The 18,982-nt window shown below is 73.6% G+C and carries 16 protein-coding genes; 11 read left to right on the top strand and 5 right to left on the bottom strand.

Features of this window, described 5'->3' with window-relative positions; translation table 11 throughout:
* Positions 1-47 precede the first annotated feature (47 nt).
* The gene (glyS, locus tag ACIQGQ_RS24705) at positions 48-3,227 is read left to right on the top strand and encodes a glycine--tRNA ligase subunit beta (RefSeq protein ID WP_402398924.1); all 3,180 of its coding nucleotides are present in this window, start codon (positions 48-50) and stop codon (positions 3,225-3,227) included.
* A 107-nt stretch (positions 3,228-3,334) separates the two neighbouring features.
* Here the strand turns inward: glyS and ACIQGQ_RS24700 are convergent, their stop codons facing one another.
* The gene (locus ACIQGQ_RS24700) at positions 3,335-4,513 is read right to left on the bottom strand and encodes a GDSL-type esterase/lipase family protein (protein WP_402398922.1); all 1,179 of its coding nucleotides are present in this window, start codon (positions 4,511-4,513) and stop codon (positions 3,335-3,337) included.
* Between the two features lie 112 nt (positions 4,514-4,625).
* Entirely contained in the window at positions 4,626-5,195 is a 570-nt protein-coding gene (locus ACIQGQ_RS24695) for a TetR/AcrR family transcriptional regulator (RefSeq protein ID WP_402398921.1), read from the bottom strand.
* A gap of 156 nt (positions 5,196-5,351) precedes the next feature.
* On the opposite strand from ACIQGQ_RS24695, the gene ACIQGQ_RS24690 reads away from it, so the two are divergent.
* The 9 genes from ACIQGQ_RS24690 (at position 5,352) to ACIQGQ_RS24650 (ending at position 15,244) form a co-directional block, all read left to right on the top strand.
* Positions 5,352-6,227: a Gfo/Idh/MocA family protein gene (locus ACIQGQ_RS24690; protein ID WP_402398920.1), complete on the top strand. Its 876-nt coding sequence runs from the start codon at positions 5,352-5,354 to the stop codon at positions 6,225-6,227.
* 448 nt (positions 6,228-6,675) lie between these two features.
* On the top strand, positions 6,676-7,587 hold the full coding sequence (locus ACIQGQ_RS24685; protein WP_402398918.1) for an ArsR/SmtB family transcription factor: 912 nt from the start codon (positions 6,676-6,678) through the stop codon (positions 7,585-7,587).
* A gap of 329 nt (positions 7,588-7,916) precedes the next feature.
* Positions 7,917-8,981 carry a phytanoyl-CoA dioxygenase family protein gene (locus tag ACIQGQ_RS24680; protein ID WP_402398916.1) on the top strand — a complete coding sequence of 355 codons (1,065 nt, stop codon included), beginning with the start codon at positions 7,917-7,919 and terminating at the stop codon, positions 8,979-8,981.
* The gene (locus tag ACIQGQ_RS24675) at positions 8,963-10,291 is read left to right on the top strand and encodes a DUF6271 family protein (protein WP_402398914.1); all 1,329 of its coding nucleotides are present in this window, start codon (positions 8,963-8,965) and stop codon (positions 10,289-10,291) included. Before ACIQGQ_RS24680 ends, ACIQGQ_RS24675 begins: the two co-directional genes overlap by 19 nt.
* Before the next feature lie 5 nt (positions 10,292-10,296).
* On the top strand, positions 10,297-11,505 hold the full coding sequence (locus ACIQGQ_RS24670; RefSeq protein WP_402399180.1) for a type III PLP-dependent enzyme: 1,209 nt from the start codon (positions 10,297-10,299) through the stop codon (positions 11,503-11,505).
* A 1-nt stretch (position 11,506) separates the two neighbouring features.
* Positions 11,507-12,070 carry a GNAT family N-acetyltransferase gene (locus tag ACIQGQ_RS24665; RefSeq protein WP_402398912.1) on the top strand — a complete coding sequence of 188 codons (564 nt, stop codon included), beginning with the start codon at positions 11,507-11,509 and terminating at the stop codon, positions 12,068-12,070.
* Positions 12,071-12,076: 6 nt separating this feature from the next.
* On the top strand, positions 12,077-13,294 hold the full coding sequence (locus tag ACIQGQ_RS24660) for an MFS transporter (RefSeq protein ID WP_402398910.1): 1,218 nt from the start codon (positions 12,077-12,079) through the stop codon (positions 13,292-13,294).
* Positions 13,295-13,404: 110 nt separating this feature from the next.
* Positions 13,405-14,106 (top strand): 4'-phosphopantetheinyl transferase, encoded by a 702-nt coding sequence (locus tag ACIQGQ_RS24655; protein ID WP_402398908.1) that lies wholly within the window; start codon positions 13,405-13,407, stop codon positions 14,104-14,106.
* Positions 14,107-14,110: 4 nt separating this feature from the next.
* Positions 14,111-15,244: a P1 family peptidase gene (locus ACIQGQ_RS24650; protein ID WP_402398906.1), complete on the top strand. Its 1,134-nt coding sequence runs from the start codon at positions 14,111-14,113 to the stop codon at positions 15,242-15,244.
* Positions 15,245-15,284: 40 nt separating this feature from the next.
* Here ACIQGQ_RS24650 and dmpG read toward each other — a convergent pair whose 3' ends face one another.
* Genes dmpG through ACIQGQ_RS24635 form a run of 3 tightly spaced genes read right to left on the bottom strand, consistent with a single transcriptional unit; the run spans position 15,285 to position 18,048 of the window.
* A complete protein-coding gene (dmpG, locus tag ACIQGQ_RS24645) occupies positions 15,285-16,307 on the bottom strand; it encodes a 4-hydroxy-2-oxovalerate aldolase (protein WP_402398905.1) in 1,023 nt (340 codons plus the stop codon).
* Entirely contained in the window at positions 16,304-17,251 is a 948-nt protein-coding gene (locus ACIQGQ_RS24640; RefSeq protein ID WP_402398904.1) for an acetaldehyde dehydrogenase (acetylating), read from the bottom strand. Before ACIQGQ_RS24640 ends, dmpG begins: the two co-directional genes overlap by 4 nt.
* Positions 17,248-18,048 carry a 2-keto-4-pentenoate hydratase gene (locus tag ACIQGQ_RS24635; RefSeq protein ID WP_402398902.1) on the bottom strand — a complete coding sequence of 267 codons (801 nt, stop codon included), beginning with the start codon at positions 18,046-18,048 and terminating at the stop codon, positions 17,248-17,250. The genes ACIQGQ_RS24640 and ACIQGQ_RS24635 overlap by 4 nt, the downstream gene beginning before the upstream one ends.
* 183 nt (positions 18,049-18,231) lie before the next feature.
* Between ACIQGQ_RS24635 and ACIQGQ_RS24630 the strand changes: the two genes are divergently transcribed.
* Complete coding sequence (locus ACIQGQ_RS24630; protein WP_402399176.1) at positions 18,232-18,948, top strand: IclR family transcriptional regulator; 717 nt, start codon at positions 18,232-18,234, stop codon at positions 18,946-18,948.
* Positions 18,949-18,982 lie beyond the last annotated feature (34 nt).

Genomic DNA, 18,982 nt, shown 5'->3' with positions numbered 1-18,982 from the left:
TCCGGCCGGGAAGTGCTCCGAAGTCCGCGCGCCGCGTCCGTGAAGGAATGATCTCAGTGTTGACGATGCAAGAAGCTCTCCAGGTGCTGAACACCTACTGGGCCGAACAAGGTTGTTTGAACGTTCAGCCCATGAACACTGAGGTCGGCGCGGGCACGCTCAACCCCTCCACGTTCCTGCGCGTCCAGGGCCCGGAGCCCTGGCGGGTGGCGTACGTGGAGCCGAGCGTCCGCCCCGACGACTCCCGGTACGGGGAGAACCCCAACCGCCTCCAGACGCACACCCAGTACCAGGTCATCCTGAAGCCGGAGCCGGGCAACGCCCAGGAGCTCTTCCTCGGCAGCCTCCGTGCCCTGGGCATCGACACCGACGCCCACGACATCCGCTTCGTCGAGGACAACTGGGCCTCCCCGGCGCTCGGTGCCTGGGGCCTGGGCTGGGAGGTGTGGCTGGACGGACTGGAGATCACCCAGTTCACCTACTTCCAGCAGGCGGGCGGCATCACGCTGGACCCGGTGTCCGTGGAGATCACCTACGGCATCGAGCGCATCCTGATGGCGCTCCAGGGCGTGAACCACTTCAAGGACCTCCAGTACGCGCCCGGCGTCACCTACGGCGAGGCCTTCGGCCAGGCCGAGTACGAGATGAGCCGCTACTACCTCGACGAGGCCGACCTGGACACCCAGCGGACCCTCTTCGAGGCGTACGCGGGCGAGGCGCGCCGCCTGCTCGACGCGCGGCTGCCGGTGCCCGCGTACTCGTACGTGCTCAAGTGCTCGCACACCTTCAACGTGCTCGACGCGCGCGGTGCCATCTCCACCACCGAGCGGGCGCGGTCCTTCGCCCGGATGCGCGGACTGGCCCACGAGGTGGCCGCGCTGTGGGTCGCCCGCCGCGAGGAGCTGGGCTTCCCGCTGGGCACCGTCCCGGGGACCGCCGCCGCGCTGAAGGCCCAGGCCGCCGTCGAGCGCGGAACCGCTTCGGAGGCCGCCGCCCCGGCGGAGCAGCGCCAGGAGCCGGAGCAGGCCCCCGCGGAGGCGGAACCAGCCGCCCCCGCAGCCCCCGCGGTCGCTGAGCCCGTCGCCCCCGCCGAGCCGGTGGCCCCCGGGCCCGTCGCTCCTGCCGAGCCGGTGGCCGTCGCCGAGCCCGTGGCCGCTCCCGTCGAGGCCGGTCCGGCCACGCTGGTGCTGGAGATCGGTGTCGAGGAGATGCCCCCGGCCGAGGTCACCCGGACCACGCGGGCGGTGCGCGAGGCGCTGACCGAGAAGCTGGCCGCCACCCGGCTCGGCCACGGCGCGATCAGCGTCGTCGCCGGACCGCGCCGCGTCGTGGCCGTCGTCGACGGGGTGCAGCCCCGCGAGACGGACTCCGAGCAGACCGTGCGCGGCCCGAAGGTCTCCGCCGCCTTCGACGCCGAGGGCAACCCCACCAAGGCCGTCCTGGGCTTCGCCCGGAGCAACGGCGCCGACCCCGCCGAGCTGGGCCGGGTCGTCTTCGGCAACAACGAGCACGTGGCGCTCACCCGCCAGGTGGCCGGGCGCCCGGCGCAGGAGGTGCTGTCCGCCCTCCTCCCGGAGATCGTGACCGGGCTGCGCGCCGAGAAGAACATGCGGTGGAACGTGCCGAAGCTCGCGTTCACCCGCCCGATCCGCTGGATCCTGGCGCTCCTCGGCGACCAGGTCGTCCCCTTCACCGTCTCCACGCTGGAGTCGGGCCGCACCACGCAGGTGCACCGCGACGCGGCCCGGCCGACGGTGGAGGTGGCGACGGCCGACGGATACCTCTCCTTCCTGGAGCACCACGGCATCCTCGCCGACGCCGAGGTGCGCCGGCGGCTCGTCGTGGACGGGGCGGTCCGGCTCGCCGCCGAGGTCGGCGGGTACATCGACACCGAGCGGCACACCGGCCTCATCGACGAGATCACCAACCTCGTCGAGGCGCCCACCCCGATCCTCGGCGGCTTCGAGGCCAAGTACCTCTCGCTGCCCTCCGACATCCTCGTCACGGTCATGCGCAAGCACCAGCGCTACCTGCCGGTGGTGGGCGAGCGCGGCGAGATGCTGCCGTACTTCGTCGCCGTCGCCAACGGGTCCTGCGACCACGACGTGGTCCGGCGCGGCAACGAGGCCGTGCTCCGCGCCCGGTACGAGGACGCCTCCTTCTTCTGGAAGGCGGACCTGGAGACCCCGCTGGCCGACATGAAGGAGAAGACCCGCCTCCTCACCTTCGAGGAGCGGCTCGGCTCCATGGCGGACCGCGCCGACCGCATCTCGGCCGTGGCCCTCCGGCTGGGCGAGAGCGTCGGGATCTCCGGCGCCGACCGCGAGACCCTGGAGCGCGCCGCGTCGCTCACCAAGTTCGACCTCGGCTCGCAGATGGTCACCGAGCTCTCCAGCCTCGCGGGCGTCATGGCCCGCGAGTACGCCTACCGGGCCGGGGAGAGCGAGGCGGTGGCCCAGGCGCTCTTCGAGAACGAGCTGCCCCGCTCCGCCGGTGACCTGCTGCCCGGCACCCTGCCCGGTGCCCTGCTGGCCCTGGCGGACCGCTTCGACCTGCTGGCCGGGCTCTTCGCGATCGGCGCGGAGCCCTCGGGCAGCTCCGACCCGTTCGGGCTGCGGCGCTCCGCGCTCGGCGTGGTCAACATCCTGCTCAGCCGGGCCGACCTGGCCGGGCTCACCGTCCACCAGGGCCTGGCCATCGCGGCCGGGCACCAGGCCGTCCCGGTGGCCCCCGAGACGGTGGACGCCGCCCAGCAATTCGTGGTGCGCCGCTTCGAGCAGCAGCTGATCGAGACGGGCCACGCCACCGTGGACGTACGGGCGGTGCTGGTCCGGGCCGACGCGCCGCTGCTGGCCGTGCGGGTCCTGGAGGAGCTGGAGAGCCTGCGCGGCGACGAGCGGTTCGCCACCGTCGTGGCCGCCTTCCAGCGGATCCGGCGCATCGTCCCGGCCGACGTGACGGCGGGCTACGACCGGACGCTGTTCTGGGAGCGCGCCGAGCAGGGCCTGCACGACGCGCTGAGCAAGAGCCGGGCCGTTCTCGCCGGGGAGGGCTCGCTGGTGCGCTTCAGCGCGGAGACCGGTGAACTGGTCGACGCGGTCAACACCTTCTTCGACGACGTCCTGGTGATGGCCGACGACCCGCGGGTGCGGGCCAACCGGCTGGGCCTGCTCGCCGCCGTGCGCGACCTCGCGGAGGGGCTCATCGACTGGGAGGCGCTGGTCTGACGCGGCGCCGCCGCCGATCGACTGTTCGCCCCGACCGCCGTCCGCCGTCCGCCGCTCCTGGCGCGGCGGGCGGCGGTCCGGCGTTCACGGGGCCGTGGCCCCGGGGCTCAGCGGGGTTCCGCGGCGAACGGGCCGCCCTCGCCGAACACGAGCCGCCCGAAGCTCTCGCCGATCCGGCGGTGGGCGGCGGCGTCGGGGTGGATGCCGTCGGGCAGCGGGAGTTCGGCGTACTCCCGCTCGCCGTACAGCTCCCGGCCGTCCAGGTAGTACAGGGCCGGGTCGTCGGCCGCGCGCTGCTCGACGATCCGGGCCAGCTCCTCCCGGACGACGGTGAGCGTCAGGCGCCCGGCGGCGCGCTCGGCCGGATCGCCCGTCGCCCGGAATCGCAGCGTCCCGTCGGAGAAGTCGGGCATGAGCGGACCCGGGGTGTCCTCCTGGACCGGGCAGAGCAGCGGCGACACGACCAGCAGCGGCGTGGCCGCATGGCCCTCGCGGAGGGTGTCGAGGAAGCCGTGGACCGCCGGGCCGAAGGCCCGCAGCCGCATCAGGTCGCTGTTGACGACGTTGATGCCGATCTTCACGCTGATCAGGTCGGCGGGGGTGTCCCGCATCGCGCGGGCGGTGAACGGGTCGAGCAGCGCGCCGCCGCCGAACCCCAGGTTCACCAGCTCCACCCCGCCCCGGGCGGCCGCCAGCGCCGGCCAGGTACCGGTCGGACGCGTGGCGTTCGAGCCGTGGCTGATGGAGCTTCCGTGGTGCAGCCACACCCGGCGCCCCCGGTCCGGCGCCGGCTCGACGGGGGCGTCGGCGCGCAGCGCGACCAGCTCGGTGGTCTCCGTGTGCGGGAGCCAGATCTCGATGTCCTTGTCGTGCGCGGGCAGCCCGGTGAACAGGGCGGTGCCGACGGGCCCCTCGGTCAGCTCGGAGGCCTGGGTGACCAGGTCGGTGACCGTGCGCACGTTCCCGCCGGACACCGTGGTCCGGGCGGCGGGAACGCCGTCCACCACCAGGTCGTACACGCCGTCGGGCCGGGGCGGCAGGCCCCGGTAGGCCCGCTTGGTGGGCAGTGTGTCCAGGGCGACGGCCGTGGCCCTCGTACGGAAGACCAGCCGGACCCCGGACGGCTGGGCCTCGGCCTCGGCCAGTTGCTGGTCGGGGATCTGGCGGCGGGCCCGGGCGGGCAGCCGGTGCGGCAGCAGGCCGTGGGGCGTCGTCTCCAGATCGAGGTGGCCGCGGAGGAGGTCCTCGGTGACGGGGGTGGTGATCCAGTCGTGCTCGGTGTTCATCGTGCGTTGCCTCGGGTTCGTTCGGGATGTTCGGCGGCGGCGGCCGGGCGTGGGCCGGGCGGCTGTCCGGCCCGGTCCGGGCGTCCGCGCCCGGAGGGGCGGACCCGCCGGGTCAGCGCGGGGAGAGGGTCCGCAGCAGGGTGTCGAGGGAGTCCACGACCCAGGCCCAGGACTCCTCCGCCCCGGGGGCGGAGTGCTCGAAGCCCCCGGCCAGCTCCAGGCTCGCGTAGCCGTGGAAGACGCTGCCCAGCATCCGGACCGCGTGTGTCTGGTCCGGCTCCGGCAGGTCGTAGCCGCGCAGGAGCGCCCGCATCATCTGCGCGTGCCGCACCCCGGCACTGGCGGCCGCCGTCTCGGGGTCGAGCCGGAGGCGGGCGGCCTCGTAGCGGCCAGGATGCTCGCGGGCGTAGTCGCGGTAGGCGTTCGCACAGGCGGCCAGGGCGTCCTTGCCGGCCCGCCCGGCCAGGGCCTCGGCGACCCGGTCGGCCAGCTCCTCCAGGGCGAACAGGGCGATCCTGGTCTTCAGCTCCTGGGAGCTGCTCAGGTGCGAGTACAGACTCGCGACCTTCACGTCGAACCGCCGGGCGAGCGCCGAGACGGTCACCTGGCCGAAACCGACCTCGTCGGCCAGCTCCGCCCCCGCCAGGGTCAGACGCTCCGGGGTCAGCCCCGCTCTCACCATGCTCACTCTCCCATTCAGCGAATCCTATTATGCAGCTGCCTAAAGGGTATAGGAAAATGATGAATGCGTTCGGGACCCGTCCGGACGTGGGAGGATCGGCGGCAGTGGGGCCCGGGGCGGCTCGCGGGCCCACCGGCTCGAAGGGAAACCCTCCGGATGCGCATCGGGATCGTCGGCACCGACAACAGCCATGTCGACCAGATCGTCCGCCACCTCAACACTGACGCGGCCTGCGGCGACGCGCGTGTGGTGGCCCTCGGCGGCGGGCGCACCCCGCGCAACGTCGCCCTGGCGGCCGCCGGGGGCATCGCGGAGGTCGTCGACGCCCCCGCCGAGCTGCTGGGCCTGGTCGACGCCGTCGTCGTCGCGGACCGGGACGGCGCCCGCCACCGCGACCAGGCGATGCCCTTCCTGGCCGAGGGCCTTCCCGTCTTCGTCGACAAACCGCTCGCCCGCACCGCCGAGGACGCCCGCGCCCTGACCGACGCCGCCCGCGCCCACGGTGCCCCGCTCACCTCCTCCTCGGCGCTCCGCTGGATCCCGGACACCGAGGAGCTGGCCGCCCGTTCGGCGCGGGCGGGGGTGCCGGAGCTGGTCGTCGTCTCCGGCCCCGCCGACCCGGACGGCGACCACGGCGGGATCTTCTTCTACGGCATCCACGCCGTCGACATCGCGCTCCGGCTCGCCCCCGGCGCCCTCTCGGCCGTCCGCGTCGACATCACCGGCTCCACGGTCGTCGCCTCGTTCACCGCGGGCCCCACCCGGGTGGTCGTGAACCTCGTCCGCCCCGGCCGTACGGAGCAGGTCCCGTTCCACGCCATGGCGTTCACCCGGGAGGGCATGGCGGAGCGGACCCTCGTCCCGGGCCCCGACTACTGCCTGCCCGGACTCCGGGCCTTCCTGGCGATGGCGCGCACCGGGCGGCCGCCGGTCGACTACCCGGACCTGGTGCGCCCCGTCGAGGTCCTGGAGGCCGTCGACACCGCGCTCGCCACCACGCTCGGCGGCGCGCCGGCGGGGGCCGGGAGCTGACCCGGGCGTACCGTACCGGGGTTACGGACCGGCGAAGGGGAGAGGTCGGACTCATTCGTTCCGTATGACGAATTGCCTGGTGGGGGCGGGTTTCGCGGGGTCCGGGGCAGTCGCTCCGACGGCAGATTGTTGTCATGCCCCTGCCTGCAATTGGTCACATGCCGCACGAGTTACCTCGCCGTACGTGATGGTCGTATGACCTGGGTCACTAGATCCTTGACAGCTGCCGGACGGGTGCCGAAAGCTCAAGCAGCATTGGTCTGGACCACTAGGGATGGGCGGGGTTCGTGTTCAAGCCGTCGCATGCTTCTGCCGTGGACGTACTCCGATCGCTCCTCGAACTCCGACTCAGATCGAGAGAGTTGGCGGCGAGCGGGGCGGGGCGCGCCGCCGGTCCCGTGTACGCGTACGCCGGCCGGGCGGTGTGATGCGACGCCACCCTTCCGACGTGCGGCTGGCGCTGTGCGAGTCGTGGCAGGCGTTCGGCGCGGCCGCCCTGCTGGTCCGGTACGGCCCCGACGTCCCCTGGCCGCACGCCTCCTGGGCCCGCGAGGCGCACGGGCTGCTCACCCCGCGCCTCAGGTCGCTGGTTGCCCTCGCCCGGGCGCGGGGGCGCATCCCGTCGTTCCTGACCGCGGGTGCCACCTCCCGGGCCGGGGGCTTCGCCGCCGAACTCGACGGCATGGGGCGGGTGTCGGCCGGTCTCGTCCGCGACGAGCTGGCCCGGGAGTACCCGCAGGGCTTCGCCGACCCGCTGATCGCCGCCCTGGTCCGCGACCCCGAGGCCCAACTCGGCTATCTGGCCGTCGAGCTGTCCCGGTTCTGGCGGTCCGCGATCGAACCGCGCGCGGCCGGGCTGGCCCGCTCGCTGGAGGAGGAGATCCTCTTCCGCTCCCGCGCCCTCGCGATGGGCGGCGGGGCGGAACTCCTGCGCGACCTGCGCGTCCCGTACGAGCGCACCGAGGGCGCCGACCGGGTGACCGCCGTGCCCATGATGTTCGCGGACGGCACCTGCTGGTGGTCGGTGGCGGGCGGGCGGACCGTGGTCTCCTTCCCGGCGCGCGGGGCCGGGCTCCTGCGTACCGAACCGGACCGGGGCGGCGCCGGACGGCCCTCGCGCGAGGACCGGCTGGCGATCCTGCTGGGCCGGGGGCGCGCCTCCGTCGTCCGCCAACTGGCCGCGCCGACCACCACCTCCGCCCTCGCCGACCAGCTCGGACTGGCCGCCAGCACCGTCTCCCAGCACCTCGCGGCCCTCGTCTCGGCGGGCGTGGTGCAGCGCCACCGGGCGGGCACCCGCGTCCTGTACGAACTCAACCGCTCGGGGCTGGAACTGACACAGTGCCTGACCAGCAAATGATCTTCCGCTCGGTGTGCGGCACCACCTCCCACCTGCGGTCGGGGCGATTCGGCACACACCGAAAGGCTTGTCGGCCCGGACGGCCGTCCAGCAGAGTCTGAGCGGCGGAGCCACCCGGCCGGAGGCCGGCGCGGCCCCACCACGCGAGACCGGCGGCGAGCCGGTCGCCAGCCGAGAGACCGAGGGGCGCGAGGAGCCGAGCCATGGCCCCCGCCCGGTCCCGAAGCACTCCCACCCGTACCCGCGGCCGTCGTCGACGAGGACGAGCGCGCCCGCGGCCGCTCCCCGGTGCCCGAGAGCACGAAGACGCAGAGCCTGGAGTGATTGCCTTGCCGACGCCCGAACCGTATCTGTACCGAGCCCCCTCCGAACGCCCGTACTTCAGCTCGGACGGCGAGGCGTACCTGGCGCGGACACCGCTGCGGGAGATCCGCAAGACGCGGGAGCTCCGGGTGCTCTCCGAGGAGGACTTCGCGTTCTGGCAGAACTACGGCTACGTCGTCGTCCGCGAGGCGATCCCCGCCGAGGCCGCGCGCCGGCTCCTCGACTTCACCTGGGACTTCCAGGGGCTGGACCCGTCCCGCCCCGACACCTGGTACGAGGACCGGCCGTTCCGCGACGACCTGGACCGGGAACTGCACGTCTACGGCTTCGTCGAGGCGTACCACCACCAGCTCATCTGGGACAGCCGGCAGACCCAACGGGTCTACGACGCCTTCGTCGACGTCTGGGACTGCGAGGAGCTCTGGGTCACCCTGGACCGGCTCAACCTCAACCCGCCCAACGTGAAGAACCGTGACCGCGCGCTCATCGCCCCCACGGACAAGGGCTTCGACATCGAGCTGCACTGGGACGTCGACACCACGCTCGGGGTGCTGCCGCAGCGCGTCCAGGGCATCATCGCGCTCAACGACACCCGGCCCGAGCTCGGCGGATTCCAGTGCTCGCCCGAGCTGTTCCACCGGTTCGAGCCGTGGAAGACCGGCCAGAGCGCGGACCGCGACCCGATCCGGCCGGACGTCGACCGGGACGAATTCCCCGTGGTCCGGCCCGAACTGCGCGCCGGGGACCTGCTGATCTGGAACGGGCTGCTCGCCCACGGCGTGGCCCGCAACACCTCGGCGGACGGGGTGCGCGCGGTCCAGTACCTCTCCATGATGCCCGCGCTCGAATCGCACGAGGAGCTGCGCCGCTCGCGGATCGAGTCCTGGCGCACCCTCGCCACACCGGACTGGAACGGGACGCTGGTCGGCGACGTCACGCGGCACGAGTCCCTGCGCTACGGCCCCGCCGGACTGAACGGCCTCGGCGAACGCCTGCTGGGCCTGAAGTCCTGGCACGAGCCGGCCACCGAGCGGTCCACGGAGGAGCCGGCATGCGCCGTATCTGCCTGACCCTCCCGACCAACCGGGCCTGCGCCGACACGATCACCGCGATGGGCGAGGAGGCCGCGTACGCCGCCGACCGCTTCGGCGTCGAGGCGCACCTGCTGATCCTGGACTCCACCGAGGGCCCGGTCCGCGCCGGGCACGCGCGGGCCGCCGAGGCCGCCGGACACCACCGGAACGTGGTCGTGCACCACCTCGGCGAGGACCGGCAGCGGGACTTCCTGCGCCGGGTGATCGCCGACTCCGGGACCGTGAAACCGGACGCGGTCCTCGACCTCATGCTGCCCGCGAAGGTCTCCTACGGGGCCTGCACCAACCGCGCGTTCCTGATCGCCGCCGCGCTCGGCTGCCGGTCGGTGCACCGCCGGGACTCCGACAGCCGCTACCAGGTCCTGGACGGCGAGACCGTCTTCCCGGTCCACCACGAGCTGGCCTCGCTGGGGAAGGCCGCCGCCGACGCGGCGGACGGCGTGGACGAGAACCTGCTCGGCGCCGACGACGCGGCCAAGCCCGTCGCGATGGTGGGGAGTTCGTTCATCGGCGAGCTGTCGGTGGACATCGGCGAGATCCTCCGCACGGACCCGGACGTCTACCACGACATGGTCGGCCTGTGGGCCCCCGCCGACTGGTCCGAGGAGCGGAAGCGGGACCTGGTCGACGAGTCGTTCCGGGGCGCGGGCACCGAGCCGTTCACCGGCGACCACACGGTGCTCACCCACGTCGACCCGATGCGGGTGGACATGTGCAACATCGGCTTCCTGGACCAGGTGTACGAACGGGTGCCGCTGCCGCCCGCCACCGACACCATCGGCAGCGACTACTTCCTCCTGCACCTGGTGCACGACGGGACCCTGCCCGGCGTCCTGCACAACCGCACCATCGTGAACTACTACACGCCCGAACGCCGCACCGACGCCGGGTTCACGGCCTACCAGCTGCGGCTGACGAAGTTCTTCCTGTCGATGCTGTACTTCAACCTCATCTACGACCGGATGGCGGCCGAGGGCCCCGCGCTCCTCGACGACGCGTTCCTCCTCCGGCCGGAGAAGGTGGCCGAACTGGCCCGGTGGAGCGCCGGGGCGGACCGTACGGACAACGTGCACCGGCTCGACGTCCTGCACCGCTCCTACCGCCGGCTGGGCGGCCGCTACGCCGGGTTCGCGGACGTCCTCGCGGAGCGCGGCCCGCGCCTCCTCGACGAGGCACGGGCCGACATCGAGGACTTCGCCCTGCTCACCGAGGTCTGGCAGCCGCTGATGGCGGCGAGCCGGGCCGCCGGCCTCCCCGGCACGGCACCGGGCGGGCGCGCGTCGTGACACGGCTGAACACACCCCCGAACCCGCCCCTGAGCACCCCGCTGCGCGCCGCGCTGGAGGCCGCCGGTCAGGACAGGATCGTCTTCGACCTCGCGGGCATCGAGGCGCAGTACGACACACTGCTGGACGAGCTGCCCGGCATCGGCGTCCGCTTCGCCATGAAGGCGTGCCCGGTGGACGAGGTCCTCGCCCGGCTGGCGGCGAAGGGCTCGGGCTTCGACGCGGCGAGCCCCAACGAGATCGCCCAGGCGCTCCGTACCGGGGTGCCGGTCGACCGCGTCCACTACGGCAACACCATCAAGTCCGACGAGAACATCGCCGCCGCCCACCGCCTCGGCGTCCGGGACTTCGCGACCGACAGCCCCGAGGACGTGGCGGCGATCGCGGCGCACGCCCCCGGTGCCCGGGTCTTCTGCCGGCTGGCCACCAGCGGCGAGGGCGCGCTGTGGGGGCTCAGCGGGAAGTTCGGCTGCTCCGGCGACGACGCGGTGCGCGTCATGGAGGAGGCCCGGAGGTCCGGGCTGGTCCCGTCCGGCCTCTCCGTGCACGTCGGCTCGCAGCAGATGACGGCGGACGCCTGGCGGGACGCCGTCGACCGCCTCGCCGGCGTGCTCGCGTCGCTGGGCCGGCGCGGTATCCACCCGGACCGGATCAATCTCGGCGGCGGTCTGCCCGCGTTCGGCTACCTCGACAGCCGGGGCGACGTCCTGGACCCGCCGGTCGACAAGATCTTCGCGGTGATCCGGGAGGGCATGGAGCACCTGAGGGCCGTCTCGGAGGTCCCGCTGGACTTCGTCATGGAGCCGGGGCGCCACCTCGTCGCCGACCACGGAGCCGTCCGGGCCCATGTGTCCCGGCTCTCCACCCGCAGCCCGGACGGGGGCGCGCCCGAGCACTGGCTCTACCTCAGCTGCGGGAAGTTCAACGGCCTCTACGAGATGGACCAGTTGCAGTACCGGCTGCACTTCCCCACCCGCCCCGGCGCGGCGGGCGTACCGGCCGTCGTCGCGGGCCCCACCTGCGACAGCGACGACGCCTACGCCCACCAGCACAACCGGGTCGAGGTCCCCGCCACCGCCGCCTCCGGCGACCCCGTCTGGATCCTCTCCAGCGGCGCCTACGCCACCGGCTACACGACGAGGGGCTTCAACGGCTTCGACCCGCTCCCGCACCTCTGCGTGGACGACGGGCAGCGACGAACGGAAAGGCCATGACGTGCGCGTAACCGTACGAGCCGTGCGCGGCGGGGACTGGGACGCCGTGGTGGCGCTGGAGTCCGCCGCGTACGGCGCCGCCGGACTGACCGAGGGGCGCGCGGCGCTGGAGTCCCGGGCGGCGGCCTCGCCCGCCACCTGCTTCGTGCTGGACCACGGCAACCGCACCGCGGGCTACCTGCTGGCCCTGCCCTACCCGATGTTCACCTACCCGGACCTCGACCGGACCGAGGACGTCGTCTTCCACTCCCGCAACCTCCATCTGCACGACCTGGTCGTCGCCGAGGACCTGCGCCGCCGGGGACTGGCCGGGATCCTGCTGGGCCGCCTCCTGACGGTGGCGGCCGCCAAGGGCTACGCGACGGTCTCGCTGGTCGCCGTCGGCGGCAGCGACATCTTCTGGGCGGCACAGGGGTTCCGCGCCCACCGGGGGATCACGCCCCCGGCCGGATACGGCACCGGCGCGGTGTACATGTCCCTGCCGGTGCCGGACGCCCGTACCGGCCGGACCGAACTCGCCGATGCGTCCGCGCATCAGGCACCGATCAACGACGAAGTGGGCTGATGACCTGTGTCCGGTGTCCGTGATCCCTTCCGCCGGGGGCTGTTCGCGATCGCGGCGCTCTTCTGCTTCCTCGGCTTCCAGTACGCCACCTGGGCCTCCCGGCTGCCCGCGCTGAAGACACGGCTCGACCTCTCCGAGGCGGAGCTGGGGCTGCTGCTGATGGCCTGCGGGGCGGGAGCGGCCGCCTCCTTCCCGCTCGTCGCGGTGGCCATGCGGCGCCTGGGCTCGCGCCGTCTCGCGGTGGCGGCGGCGGTCGGCCTGGTCCTGGTCCTGCTCGCCCTGCCGGTCGCCCCGAACTACCCGGTGGCGCTGCTCGTCGTCGCCTGCGACGGGGTCGCCGTCGGCGCCCTGAACGTGGCGATGAACGCCCAGGGGGCCGCGCTCGAAGCCGCCCACGGGCGGACCGCGATGGCCAGGCTGCACGCCACGTTCAGCGCCGGATCGCTCCTCGCCGCGCTCCTCGCGTCCGGGGTGAACCTGGTGACCACGGAGCTGGCCACCCACTTCGGCATCGCCGCCGCCCTGCTGCTCCTGCTGCTCGTGACGACCCGCGCGGGCCTGCTGCCGGACGACCCCGCCCCCGCCCCGGCGGACGGGGCGGGGGCCCCGGCCACGGACGGGAGGAAGAGCCGCAGGCTCAGCCTGCCGTCCCGGGTGACGATCTGGATGGGCCTGGCGATGGTGTTCGGCACGGTCACCGAGGGCGCCATGAACGACTGGTCCGCGCTCTACATGAAGGACGTCGCCGGCGCGGGCGCCGAAGTGGCCCCGCTGGGCATCGCGGTGGTCTCGGTGATGATGGTGGTGGCCCGGCTCTTCGCCGACGGCTGGCGCAGCCGCTGGGGCGACGGGCTCGTCGTCCGGACCGGCAGCGTGGTGGCCGGCGCGGGCCTCGCGCTCGCCCTGCTGGCCGGGGGCGTCGTACCGGCGCTCCTCGGGTTCGCCTGCGTCGGGCTCGGTGTCGCGGCGGTGACCCCGTGCGTCTACGTGGCGGCGGCGGGCCGGGGGCCGGACGCGCTGGCCCTGGTCGCGGCCATGGGGACGACGGGGCTGCTGGCCGGTCCGGCGGTGATCGGCTTCATCGCCGAAGGCAGCGGTCTGGTCTGGGGGATGGGCACGGTGGCCGTCTCCGCGGTCCTGGTGTCGCTCTGCGCCACCCGGATCGACTGGCCCGGACCGTCGGCCGGTTCCCGGGACGAGGGGGAGGCCGTGGCGGTCGGCTGACGCCGCTCTGTGGCCGACGCAACACCGATAAGTCGTCGCTCGCGTCACCCACTGGTTGGGAGTGTCCGGGATACCGGGCAGGATGGGCAGTCCAGCCAGTGGGGGAGACCATGATCGAGAAAATCCTGCCGTCCGGGGTGGCGGTGGCGGAGGCCTTCTCCGATCCGCCCGAGGCCGTGCTCCTGCCGGAGGAGGCCGTGCTGGCCCGCGGTTTCGTGGCGAGGCGGCGCAACGAGTTCACCACCGTGCGGCACTGCGCCCGCCAGGCGCTGGGCTCGCTGGGATTCGCCCCCGTGCCGATCCTCAAGGGCGAGCGGGGCGCCCCGATCTGGCCCGGGGGAGTGGCCGGGAGCCTCACCCACTGCAACGGATACCGCGCCGCCGCCGTGGCCCGTGCGACGGAGCTGGCGAGCGTCGGCATAGACGCCGAGGAGAACGCGCCGCTCCCCGAGGGCGTCCACGAGAGCATCGCGCTGGCCGCGGAGCGGTGGCGCGGGCGCGTACTGGAGCTGGAGCAGCCAGGGATCCACTGGGACCGGCTGCTGTTCTGCGCGAAGGAAGCCGTCTACAAGGCGTGGTTCCCGCTCACCCACCGGTGGCTGGGGTTCGAGGAGGCCGACATCGAACTCGACCCGGACGGCGGATTCACCGCCGAACTCCTCACCGCCGACCTGCGGACGGCCGTCGGCACGGCGGGCCCGGCGGTCCCCCGGCGTCTGCACGGCCGCTGGCTCTGCGGACGGGGCCTGCTGCTGACCGCCGTGACGGTGGCCGCCGTGGCCCCGGCGCGGGAGGGCTCCCGTACGCTCTGACCGCATGAGCGACGATCACCTGAGCGAAGAGCGCGTCCGCGCACGTGAGTTGGGCATCCCGCTGACCGGTCGGCCGGGGCCGTGGAACGCGATCACGGACGTACCCGGTGTGGAGGTCGGCTACGTCACCCTGGTCGAGGGCGACGACGTACGCACCGGGGTGACCGCGCTGCTGCCGCGTGGCCGGGGCGGCGTCGGCACCCCCTGCGCGGCCGGCTGGCACTCCTTCAACGGCAACGGCGAGATGACCGGGACCACCTGGATCGAGGAGACCGGTTCGCTCGCCGTCCCCGTGGTCATCACCAACACCTACGCGGTCGGCCCGGTGCACCGGGGCGTCGTCGAGTGGGTGCGGGCCAACTGCCGGGGCATGGCGCCGGAATGGCTGCTGCCGGTCGTCACCGAGACCTGGGACGGCCACCTCAACGACATCCACGGCCGGGCCGTGGAGGCGCGGCACGCCGCCGAGGCCATCGAGGCGGCGGCGTCCGGCCCGGTCGAGGAGGGGTGCGTCGGCGGCGGTACGGGGATGCGCTGCTACGGCTTCAAGGGCGGCTCCGGCACCGCCTCCCGCGTGGTGGAGTACGGCGAGGACCGGTACACGGTCGGCGCCTTCGTCCAGGCCAACTTCGGCGCCCGGCGCGAACTGGTGGTGGCCGGGGTGCCGGTCGGGCGCGAACTGCCCGACCCGGCGCCGGTCCCGGCAGCGGCCGAGGGGGAGCGGCCGGTGCCGCCCGGCGCCGGATCGGTGATCGTGGTGGTGGCGACCGACGCCCCGCTGCTGCCGGGGCAGTGCAAGGCGCTGGCCCGCCGGGTGACCCTGGGCCTCGCCCGCACCGGCACCACCGGCAGCCACTTCTCCGGCGACCTGTTCCTGGCCTTCTCCACCGCCAACCCGTCCGCCCTGACCAGCACGTTCCCGGAGGACGACGGCAGCGCCCCGTACGAGTCGATGCGCTTCGTGCCCTGGGGCCGGATGGACCCGTTCTACGAGGCGGTCGTGGAGTCGGTGGAGGAGGCGGTGCTCAATGTGCTGACCGGGGCCCGGCCGATGACCGGGCGGGCCGGACACCACGTACCGGCGCTCCCGCTGGACCGGGTGGGCGAACTTCTCGCGGCGCGGGGCGCGGTGTCGTGACGGGCGCCCCCCGCCGGGCGCGGTCCGGCGGGGGCACCGGTCAGGCGGCCGGGGCGGACCGCCGGGCGAGGTCCAGGGCGATGTCCGTGATCATGTCCTCCTGGCCGCCGACCATCTTGCGGCGCCCCACCTCCACGAGGATCGAGCGGGTGTCGAGCCCGTACCGCCCGGCCGCGATCTCGGCGTGCCGCAGGAAGCTGGAGTAGACACCCGCGTAGCCCAGGGTGAGCGTCTCGCGGTCGACCCGCACCTCGCGGTCCTGGAGCGGCCGTACGAGGTCGTCGGCGGCGTCCATCAGCGGGAACAGCTCGCAGCCGTGGTTCCAGCCCTGGATGTCCGCCACGGCGACGAACGCCTCCAGCGGGCAGTTCCCGGCGCCCGCGCCCTGGCCGGCGAGGGAGGCATCGACCCGGACGGCGCCGCTCTCCACGGCGACGACGCTGTTCGCGACGCCGAGGGCGAGGTTGTGGTGGGCGTGGATGCCCATGTCCGTCTCCGGGGCGAGGACGTCGCGGTAGGCGCGGAACCGGGCGCGGACGTCGTCCATGGTCAGCCGGCCGCCGGAGTCGGTGACGTAGACGCACGTGGCGCCGTAGGACTCCATCAGCTTGGCCTGGCGGGCCAGTTCGGCGGGCTCGGCCATGTGGGACATCATCAGGAACCCGGCGACGTCCATGCCGAGTTCACGGGCGGCCGCGATGTGCTGGGCGGAGATGTCGGCCTCGGTGCAGTGGGTGGCGATCCGCACGGAGCGGATGCCGAGCCGGTGCGCCTGCTTCAGGTCGTGGACGGTACCGATGCCGGGCAGGAGCAGGGTGGTGGGGACCGCCTGCCGGGCCGCGTCGGTGACGGCCTCGATCCATTCCCAGTCGGTGTGCGCGCCGACGCCGTATGTGAGGGAGGAGCCGGACAGGCCGTCGCCGTGCGCGATCTCGATCGCGGCGACGCCCGCCGCGTCCAGCGCGGCGGCGATGGTGCGGGCCTGTTCGACGGAGTAGCGGTGCCGGACGGCGTGCATGCCGTCCCGCAGGGTCACGTCCTGGATGTAGAGATCGCTGGTCATGCGGTCGGTGCCTCCTGCCGGCGGTGGGCCGCGATGCGCTCGGCGGTGCGCAGGGCGGCGGAGGTCATGATGTCGAGGTTGCCCGCGTAGGCGGGGAGGTAGTGGGCGGCGCCCTCGACCTCCAGGAAGACGGAGACCTTCCAGGCGGTGCCCGAGCGCTCGCCCTCGGGGAGGAGGTTGCGCTGGGGGTCGTCGGCCGGCACCCGGTCGAACTGGACGTCCTGCTTGAGTCGGTAGCCGGGCACGTACTCCTGGACGGCGCGCTCCATCGCGAGGACCGCGTCGCGGACCCTGCCGGTGTCGCAGTCGGAGACGAGGCAGTAGACCGTGTCCCGCATGATGAGCGGGGGCTCGGCCGGGTTGAGGACGATGATCGCCTTGCCGCGCGTCGCGCCGCCCACCTCCTCGATGGCGGCGGAGGTGGTCTCGGTGAACTCGTCGATGTTGGCGCGGGTGCCGGGCCCGGCGGAGCGCGAGGAGATCGAGGCGACGATCTCCCCGTAGTGGACCGGGGTGACCGAGCGGACGGCGGCGATCATCGGGATGGTGGCCTGGCCGCCGCAGGTGACCATGTTCACGTTGGGCGCGGCGAGGTGCTCGGCGCCGTTGACCGTGGGCACCACGTAGGGGCCGACGGCCGCCGGGGTGAGGTCGACCAGGGTGCGGCCCAGCGGGCGCAGGACCTCCTCGTGGCGCCGGTGGGCACCGGCGGAGGTCGCGTCGAAGACGATCTCGACCTCCTCGAACTCGGGCATCCGCACGAGTCCGTCGATCCCCTCGTGGGTGGTGGCGACCTTGAGCCTGCGGGCGCGGGCGAGCCCGTCCGAGGCGGGGTCGATACCGGCCATGGCGACGATGTCCAGGGTCTCCGACAGCCGCAGCACCTTGATCATGAGATCGGTGCCGATGTTGCCGGAGCCGATGACGGCGACCTTGGTGGTCACTGGGCGGCTCCTTCCGGTGCGAAGCGGACACGGACGGAGCCGAGTCCGGAGATACGGGCCTCGAACCGGTCCCCGGGTGCGGCCGGGACCATCGGGCCGAGGGCGCCGGTGAGGACGATGTCGCCCGCCCGGAGCGGGTCTCCCGTCCCGGCCAGCGTGCCGGCCAGCCACACCGCGGCGTTCAGCGGGCCGTCGAGGCAGTCGGCACCGGTGCCGACGCTGACCCGATCCTCGCCGCGCAGCAGCTCCATGGCGGCCTCGCGCAGGTCGACGGCGGTGAGCGGTACGGGAGCGGTGCCGAGGACGAAGAGCCCGCTGGAGGCGTTGTCGGCGACGGTGTCGGCGAACGTGATGTCCCAGTCGGCGATCCGGCTGTCGACGATCTCCAGGGCGGGCAGGGCGAAGTCGGTGGCGCGGATGACGTCGGCGACGGTGGGCTCGGCCAGGTCGAGACCTGTGCCGAGGACCAGCGCGACCTCCGCCTCCACCTTCGGCTGGAGCAGCCGCCCGGCCGGGACGGTACCGCCGTCCGGTACGGCCATGTCGGAGAGCAGGGCGCCGAAGTCCGGCCGGTCCACACCCAGCTGGGCCTGGACGGCGGGGGAGGTCAGACCGATCTTGCGGCCGACGATCCGGCGTCCGGCGGCCAGCCTCCGCTCCACGTTGATCCGCTGCACCGCGTAGGCGGCGCCGGCGTCGTCGGCGGGGATCAGACCGCGTACCGGGGGGACCGGGCGGCCGGTCCGTGCGGCCTCGGCCAGCAGGTCGGCGGCCTCACGGACCGCGGGGGAGTTCATGGCGGACAACCTCCGGAACGGGGGTGGGGAGGGAGGGCGGATGGTGCGATGAGGCAGGTATAGACGCCGCTCCGGCCGGATCCAAGGAACGTTCCGCCACATGGAACACAGAGGCCCGGACCAGCCCTTCCGTGGCAGTCTGGAGCCGTGACGAGGAACGAGGAGCCGGTACGGGACGGCAGCATGCTGGAACGGGCCGTGGGGCTGCTGGACTGCTTCCGCCCCGACGGGGGCAGGCGCCGCCTCTCCGAGCTGGCGGCCGGCACCGGCCTGCCCAGGAGCACGGCGCACCGGCTCGCCGCCGACCTGGTCCGCCTCGGGCTGCTCGAACGGGTCGGCCAGGAGTACCAGCTGGGCGGCCTCCTCTTCGACCTGGGCTCCCTGGTGCCGCGCCGCCAGGACCTGCGCGAGGTGGCACTGCCGTTCCTCCAGGACCTCTACGAGGCGACCCGCGAGACGGTCCACCTGGGCGTCCGGGAGAACGGGTCCGTGGTCTACCTCGAACGCATCCACGGCCACGAGAAGCTGCCCCTGCCCTCCCGGGTGGGCGGCGCCCTGCCGCTGAGCTGCACCGGGGTCGGCAAGGCGCTGCTCGCCTTCTCGCCGCGCGAGGCGGCCGAGGAGCTGCTGGCCGGGCCGCTGCCCCGGCTCACCCCGCACTCGGTGACCGACCCGGCCCGGCTGCGCGTGATGCTGGACCAGGCCCGGCTGGCCGGTCTCGCCTACGAGGAGCAGGAGGCCGTGGCCGGGGTGAACTGCGTGGCGTCCCCGGTCTTCGCCGCCGACGGGACGGTGGTCGCCGCCGTCTCGGTGGCCGTTCCGGTGGCGCGCTGGTTCCCGGCCCAGCTCGGCACCGCGGTGCGCACCGCGGCGCTGGGGCTGACCCGGGCCCTGCGCTGACCCGACCTGCCGGACGAGCGGGGCGAAACCGGCC

The sequence above is a fragment of the Streptomyces sp. NPDC092952 genome (genome assembly GCF_044754785.1).
Lineage (GTDB): Bacteria > Actinomycetota > Actinomycetes > Streptomycetales > Streptomycetaceae > Streptomyces.
This window is presented reverse-complemented; position numbering and strand designations above follow the sequence as displayed.

Bases quoted from the DNA above. Each gene is read 5' to 3' on its own strand.
- glyS (WP_402398924.1), top strand. From the start codon at position 48: ATGATCTCAGTGTTGACGATGCAAGAAGCTCTCCAGGTGCTGAACACC.
- ACIQGQ_RS24700 (WP_402398922.1), bottom strand. From the start codon at position 4,513: ATGAACACCGAGCACGACTGGATCACCACCCCCGTCACCGAGGACCTC.
- ACIQGQ_RS24695 (WP_402398921.1), bottom strand. From the start codon at position 5,195: ATGGTGAGAGCGGGGCTGACCCCGGAGCGTCTGACCCTGGCGGGGGCG.
- ACIQGQ_RS24690 (WP_402398920.1), top strand. From the start codon at position 5,352: ATGCGCATCGGGATCGTCGGCACCGACAACAGCCATGTCGACCAGATC.
- ACIQGQ_RS24675 (WP_402398914.1), top strand. From the start codon at position 8,963: ATGCGCCGTATCTGCCTGACCCTCCCGACCAACCGGGCCTGCGCCGAC.
- ACIQGQ_RS24655 (WP_402398908.1), top strand. From the start codon at position 13,405: ATGATCGAGAAAATCCTGCCGTCCGGGGTGGCGGTGGCGGAGGCCTTC.
- ACIQGQ_RS24650 (WP_402398906.1), top strand. From the start codon at position 14,111: ATGAGCGACGATCACCTGAGCGAAGAGCGCGTCCGCGCACGTGAGTTG.
- dmpG (WP_402398905.1), bottom strand. From the start codon at position 16,307: ATGACCAGCGATCTCTACATCCAGGACGTGACCCTGCGGGACGGCATG.
- ACIQGQ_RS24635 (WP_402398902.1), bottom strand. From the start codon at position 18,048: ATGAACTCCCCCGCGGTCCGTGAGGCCGCCGACCTGCTGGCCGAGGCC.
- ACIQGQ_RS24630 (WP_402399176.1), top strand. From the start codon at position 18,232: ATGCTGGAACGGGCCGTGGGGCTGCTGGACTGCTTCCGCCCCGACGGG.